This is a genomic window from Enterobacter sp. C6, assembly GCF_008122455.1.
In the GTDB taxonomy this organism is placed as follows: Bacteria; Pseudomonadota; Gammaproteobacteria; order Enterobacterales; family Enterobacteriaceae; genus Enterobacter; species Enterobacter pseudoroggenkampii.
The window spans coordinates 22580-28990 of sequence record NZ_QPFW01000202.1 but is presented as its reverse complement, the minus strand read 5'-3'; the positions used below and the strand labels follow the sequence as shown (position 1 = coordinate 28990).

At 52.7% G+C, this 6411-nt stretch carries 6 protein-coding genes and 1 tRNA gene; 2 read left to right on the top strand and 5 right to left on the bottom strand.

Translation table 11 applies throughout. The features are described from left to right. The 4 genes from DOU50_RS09145 to DOU50_RS09130 form a co-directional block, all read right to left on the bottom strand. A partial coding sequence (locus DOU50_RS09145; protein ID WP_148769239.1) for an ATP-binding cassette domain-containing protein occupies positions 1 to 399 on the bottom strand: 399 nt, incomplete at its 3' end. A 1-nt stretch (position 400) separates the two neighbouring features. Beyond that, the gene (locus tag DOU50_RS09140) at positions 401 to 1975 is read right to left on the bottom strand and encodes an ABC transporter permease (protein ID WP_024906892.1); all 1575 of its coding nucleotides are present in this window, start codon (positions 1973 to 1975) and stop codon (positions 401 to 403) included. Between the two features lie 24 nt (positions 1976 to 1999). Then, entirely contained in the window at positions 2000 to 3016 is a 1017-nt protein-coding gene (locus tag DOU50_RS09135) for an iron ABC transporter substrate-binding protein (RefSeq protein ID WP_024906891.1), read from the bottom strand. Between the two features lie 304 nt (positions 3017 to 3320). Next, the gene (locus DOU50_RS09130) at positions 3321 to 4319 is read right to left on the bottom strand and encodes an aldo/keto reductase (RefSeq protein WP_148769238.1); all 999 of its coding nucleotides are present in this window, start codon (positions 4317 to 4319) and stop codon (positions 3321 to 3323) included. 100 nt (positions 4320 to 4419) lie between these two features. Between DOU50_RS09130 and DOU50_RS09125 the strand changes: the two genes are divergently transcribed. Then, positions 4420 to 5328, top strand: a complete 909-nt coding sequence (locus tag DOU50_RS09125) for a LysR family transcriptional regulator (RefSeq protein WP_148769237.1) — start codon at positions 4420 to 4422, stop codon at positions 5326 to 5328. Between the two features lie 7 nt (positions 5329 to 5335). Here DOU50_RS09125 and DOU50_RS09120 read toward each other — a convergent pair. Then, positions 5336 to 5412, bottom strand: a tRNA-Arg gene (locus tag DOU50_RS09120). Between the two features lie 278 nt (positions 5413 to 5690). On the opposite strand from DOU50_RS09120, the gene DOU50_RS09115 reads away from it, so the two are divergent. Then, complete coding sequence (locus tag DOU50_RS09115) at positions 5691 to 6389, top strand: EAL domain-containing protein (RefSeq protein WP_148769236.1); 699 nt, start codon at positions 5691 to 5693, stop codon at positions 6387 to 6389. The last annotated feature ends 22 nt before the right edge of the window (positions 6390 to 6411 follow it).

The following is a 6411-nucleotide window of genomic DNA, read 5'->3' as shown; positions in this document are numbered from 1 at the left end:
CTCGTGGGGCCAGTGCGTTGCCAGTTGCCTGTCCAGAGACACCATCTCCATCAGCGCCTCAACGCGCTGGCGTTTCTCGTGGCGGGTGCCGTCCAGCCCCCAGGCAATGTTGTCTGCCACGTTGAGGTGCGGGAACAGCGCCCCCTCCTGAGGTACAAAACCGATCCCGCGCTGGTGGGCAGGGACAAAACGGTTTTCATCAAACAGCGTTCTCCCCTGCATGACAATACGCCCGGTGTCAGGCGTTTCGAAACCGGCAAGAATACGCAGCAGCGTGGTTTTCCCCGACCCGGACGGCCCGACAATCGCCGTCCTGCTCCCCGGCGCAACGCTCAGGTTTAAGCTGTCGAGCACCTGCACATCAGAAAACGATTTAGAAATGGCGGTTAATTCAAGCATGTCATAGCCCTGCAATTTTTTTCGACTGCATATAGAGAATGGCGGTCAGCGGGAGTGAAATCAGGATCATCAGCATCGCGTAAGGCGCGGCGGCCACATAGTCAATTTCGCTGGTCAGCGCCCAGAATCCGGTGGAGAGCGTGCGCGTGCCCAGCGGAGAGAGCAACAGGGTGGCGGTCAACTCGTTGCTGACGCCGAGGAAAACCAGCGCGGCACCCGCCGCAGCACCGGGCGCGGCCAGCCGCATCGTGACGCTCCAGAGCGCCTTCGCGGGCGTGCTGCCCAGGCTGCGCGCCACGTTTTCCAGCTCGACCGGCGCCTGCGCAATCCCCGCCCGAAGGTTGATGAGCGCTCGGGGCATAAACATCAGCAGGTAGGCCAGGAACAGGGTAATTTCCGTCTGGTAAATGGGGCGGGCGTAATGAATGGTGACGGTGACCAGCGCCAGCGCCGTGACAATGCCCGGCAGTGAACTGGTGATATAGATGCACCCTTCCAGCATCCGGAAGATACGGTGCGGATAGCGGATACCGAGCCACGCGATGGGGATCACGCACGCCGTCGTCAGGAGCGCACCGCCCACGCCGAGCATCAGCGTCTGGCGCAGGGAGTGCCAGAGATCGGGACTCATCCAGTTTTGCACGCCGCCGAGCCAAATCCAGCGGCACAGGACAATCAACGGCACGCCCAGCGCCAGCACGATCAGCACGATGAAAAACAGCTGGCCCAGCGCGGCAGCCGCAGGCTTCAGCGGCCAGCGTTTTTGCTCGCGCGCGGCCCCGGCGCCAATGCGCGCGTAGCGTGCTTTTCCGCGCGTTACGCCTTCCAGCACCAGGATAGCCAGACAGCATAAGGCCAGCACGCCCGCCAGCATGTTCGCCGCCGGGCCGCTGAAGGTAGACTGGAACTGGTCATAGATTGCCGTGGTGAAGGTATCAAAGCGGATCATCACGTACAGGCCATATTCCGCCAGCAGATGCAGCGCCACCAGCAGCGCGCCGCCGCAGATAGCCAGCTTGAGCTGCGGCAGCACCACGCGGAAAAAGACCCGCCAGGGCGGCGTGCCGAGCGATGCGGCGACATCTTCAAGCGTCGGGTCAAGACGACGCAGCACCGCCGCAACCGGCATATAGATAAACGGATAGTAGGCCAGAACGGAGAGGAACACGCCCGCAGAGAGCCCATGCATGGACGGGACAACGCTCACCCAGGCATAGCTTTGCACAAACGCGGGGATCGCCAGCGGGGCGACCGCCAGTGCAGACCAGATCCCTCGTCCGGCAAGCTGTGTGCGCTCGGTGAGCCAGGCTATCGCCACGCCCGTCACGATACACAGCGGAACCGCTAAAGCCGTCAGCCACAGCGTGTTGCTGAGTAGCTCAGCAACACGCGGGCGAAACACCAGCGCCTTAATGGTTTCCCAGCCGGTCTCAATGCCAATGGCAATGATAAAACCCAAAGGCAGAAGCGCCATTAATGAAAACAACACAGCTAACGCAACCATCGGCAGTGCAGGACGCCTGCGGGCAGGCTCCTGCACTCTGTTTTTTCCGATGTCGAGACTCAGACCAGACATAAGACGTTCACTTCACTCTCAGGATCACAGCAGACCGGCTTGCGTCATCAGCTCGATAACTTTTTTACTGTTGAGCGTTGAAGGTTCAACTTTCGGTGCATCAAGATCTTTCAGCGGGACCAGTTTCGGGTTTGAGGCCGCATTCACGCCCACTGCATATTCAAAGGCATTGTTGGTACGCAGACTTTCCTGGCCTTCTTTACCGGTAATGTATTTGATGAAGGCCTGCGCCTGCGCTTTGTGCTTGCTGGACGCCAGCACGCCACCGCCGGAAAGGCTCACAAACGCGCCCGGATCCTGGTGTTTGAAGTAGTAGAGCTGGGTGTTTTTGCTGTTTTCACCGGTTTTGGACTGATCGACAAAACGGTAGTAGTGATAAATCACGCCGCCATCAATCTGGCCGGCATTGACGGCTTTCATCACCGTGCTGTTGCCTTTATAGGCAACGAAATTGGCTTTCATCGCCTTAAGCCATTCCAGAGTGGCCTTTTCGCCTTTCAGAGCCAGCATCGCGCTCACGATGGCCTGGAAATCCGCGCCTGACGGTGATGCCGCCCAGCGGCCTTTCCACTCGGGTTTCGCCAGATCCATCAGCGACTTAGGCAGCTGCTGTTCGTTCAGTTTTGCCGGGTTATAGACGAATACCGTGCTGCGGGCGGCAATGCCGATCCAACGACCGTGCGCAGGACGATACTCTGCCGGTACCTGCTTCAGGGTGTCAGCATCCAGCGGCGCAAACAGGTTAGCGTTATCCACCAGCACCATGGACGGTGAGTTTTCCGTCAGGAATACGTCGGCCGGCGATGCGCTGCCTTCCTGGACCAGCTGGTTACCCAGCTCGCTGTCATCACCATTGCGCAAAGTCACTTTAATGCCGGTTTCTTTGGTAAAACCGTCAACCCACGACTTCACCAGGTTTTCATGCTGCGCGTTATACACAACGATACCTTCGTTGTTATCGGCGGCAACTGATTGTGTGGAAAGGAAAAGGGATGACGACAACAAGGCAAGCGAGAAGCAGGACAGCAGGCGAGAATTCATGAACATATCCTTAATAGACCAACGGGAGTAACCACTCATAGCTTTGTGGGACAGGATTAAAGCACACAACAACGCTAATGATAATTAGTATCAATCCAGTTTACGCGTAAAAGTGTAAAATTTCATTATTGCGTGGTTTGAAATGATAAAAATCCAGATGGGAAAGATAGTTCAATTCAAAATTAAGAAAACCTTAAGACTGAACGGAAGAAGAATTCATTAGCCTTCTATTTATTATTGCGACATTTAATGCACAGATGAACAACTCTCCCGCCAGAGCGGCGGGAGAATGTAATGCAGTGTGTTATTTATCGATTAAATTAAAATCACCCTGGTTATATCTTTGCCCCTGGATATTGTCAGGCGTAAAGACATGGTCAACGAACTTAATATCAGAATCGGAAAGATTCAGGCTGACCGCTCCCGCATTATCCTGCAAATGCGCTATTTTTCGAGCCCCGGGAATAGGAACAATGTCATCTCCTTTACTCATCACCCATGCGAGGGCCAGCTGCGCGAGGGAACAGCGGTATTTATCCGCGACATCCTGTAGCTGGCCGAGCAGCTGTTGGTTTTTCTGCATCGCTGCTTTCTGGAAGCGGGGCAGGTTCCGCCGGAAATCATCCTCGCCAAAGCCGGAGCTGTCGGTGATTTTCCCGGTTAAAAATCCGCGACCCAGCGGACTGTAGGGCACAAACCCAACGCCCAGCTCGCGGCAAGCGTTGAGAATGTTTTCCTCCGGCTCGCGAGTCCAGAGCGAATATTCCGTTTGCACGGCGGTAATCGGATAAACTTTGCAGGCCCGGCGTAACGTGTCGGCTGAGACTTCTGAGAGCCCGATATGGCGAACTTTCCCTTCCTTGATTAAATCAGCCATTGTTCCCACAACGTCTTCAACAGGTACAGACGGGTCGACGCGGTGCTGATAAAGCAGATCGATAGTCTCGATATTGAGACGTTTAAGTGAACCTTCTACCGCTTCACGAATATGTTCAGGGCGGCTGTCAACACCAGCCATACGTTCAAGACCATGTCCGGAGGGAAGGATGCGAAAACCAAATTTTGTCGCAATCTGTACCTTGTCGCGAATGCCTTTAATCGCCTTCCCGACCAGGACTTCATTATCATAGGGGCCATAGACTTCCGCGGAATCAAGGAAGGTAACGCCCAAATCGACCGCAGCGTGAATGGTATTGATCGCCTCCGATTCTTCGGCGCCACCATAGGCAAAACTCATCCCCATACAACCCAACCCCAGCGCTGACACCTGGAATTTATCTTTTCCCAGATAACGTGATTTCATCTTATATTCCTGTTTTGATAAATGACAGGAAATATATACTTTCATTCTTAACGCATAACAATTAGTATATTTTTAATGCAGTATTTTATGAGAATTAACAATGAAAAATGCACCAGAATTACAACATATAGAAATATTACTTCTTATTGTAAAACACGGGAGTTTTCGTCAGGCCGCAAAAGAATTAAATGTTTCAGCGCCGACGTTAACTGTCGCCATAAATAATCTTGAAGAAAAACTTGGGGTTAGACTTTTGAATCGCTCCACCCGAAGCTTGTCTTTGACGGCCGTCGGTAAAGCGTTTCTTGATGACGTGACGCCCGTCCTGAATGACTACAGACGCGTCATTGATAATCTCAATAACCACAAAGAAAAGCCAGAAGGCGTCATCAAAGTCAACTTACCCCGGATCGTGGTTGATCTCTTTTTTCAAAGCCATTTCGTTACGTTCAAAAATGATTACCCGGGTATTAAATTAGAGTTGTTCACCACTGACAGAAAAATCAATATTATCGACTCAGGTTTCGATGCCGGAATACGTTATACACAAGATGTTCCTAAAGATATGGTTGCCATTCCTTTTGGTGGCAAGATGTCTCTTATTCCCGTTGCCAGCCCCGATTTTCTGAAGAAATCAGGCACGCCTGACTCACCAAAAGATCTGGTCAATTTCAGGTGTATAAATCGCTGTTTTCCTGATGGAAAGCTGTATCGCTGGGAGTTTATGGATCCACAAGGGGAAACAATGGAGGTATCTGTTAATGGCGATCTGGTTGTCGATTCAGACGCGGCAATGATCCAGGCTGCTGAATATGGGTTAGGGATTGCGTTTGTTTATGAGAATCTGGTTGAGGATAAAATTAGCGAAAACAAACTTGTCCGTTTGCTACCTGATTATACCTATCCCGCTGATAATTTTTGTGTTTACTACCCGAGCCGAAAACATCTGCCAGCACCGCTGAGAACCTTCATAGCGTGGGTGATATCGATGAATAAAGACGTACGTTGAGAGGAAATGGCACGCCCTGTAGGATTCGAACCTACGACCTACGGCTTAGAAGGCCGTTGCTCTATCCAACTGAGCTAAGGGCGCACTGAGAAGCGTGTGCTTCGCGGTGGTGAAACGCGAAGAATTATACGGTCAATGGCAGGTGAGTCAATGCCTTTTCCGCTTTCCTGGGCAATTACCGCTAGCCGATTGTAAATACGGCTATTTTCTCAACATTTCTCCCTGTTTCACCGTAAAATTTAGCGCTGCGAAAAGGCCTAGTTGCATTTAAGTAACGCCTGCTGTTTTCCTGAACGTCAGCTCGTCACACTAGAGTCAGGTATCCCGGCCGCCTGGAGGCTGACAGACAACAGGACAATGGAGTGACAGCGCAAAACCTGATCGATACGCCCGCCCGGTTACAGTACCTTTCTCAGGACATCGTCGGCATTAAGCTTGAGCCTATCGTCGCCCTCACCTCCTTGCGCCAGGTTGGCGTGGAGGTACTTAGCGTTCTGTCTGACACGCGTCACAGCGAGGACTTTTTTTGCGATCGGTCCGCTGAGTGGTCGATAACCCTGCTTGAAGCGCAGCTTGCCACGCTAAAAAATACGCCGCACGGACATAACCTTTTTATTAATCTGCCGATAACCGTCCTGACGGAGCCTGCGTCTTTTCAGCGACTTATCAGGTTACCTGGCGTGCCGCTCAATATTGAGATTGTCGACCTCGCGTCCTTTTTGGCGCTATCTGTCGCACAGAAGCAGCATGTGGTTCAGAATCTGCAGCAACTTAGCAGACAGGGACACGCTATCTGGCTGGATGACGTAGATGACGTCTTAGTGCAGTCGTTTTTATCCTGTCGACTCCCGTTAAGCGGCGTCAAAATAGATAAGGAAGCATTCTGGCGTTTACGCGACACCCCTGCGCTGAGGCAACTGGTTTCCCTTTGCTTTCAGCTGGCCGGGAAAGTGCTTATTGAAGGTATTGAGACTGAACGCGATCGTACCTGGGCACTGCAGGCAGGCGCAGACCTCGGCCAGGGATATTACTGGCCGTCCTGGACATGGCCGGAGGATTAAAACGCCATTTCCAGGAGGGAGA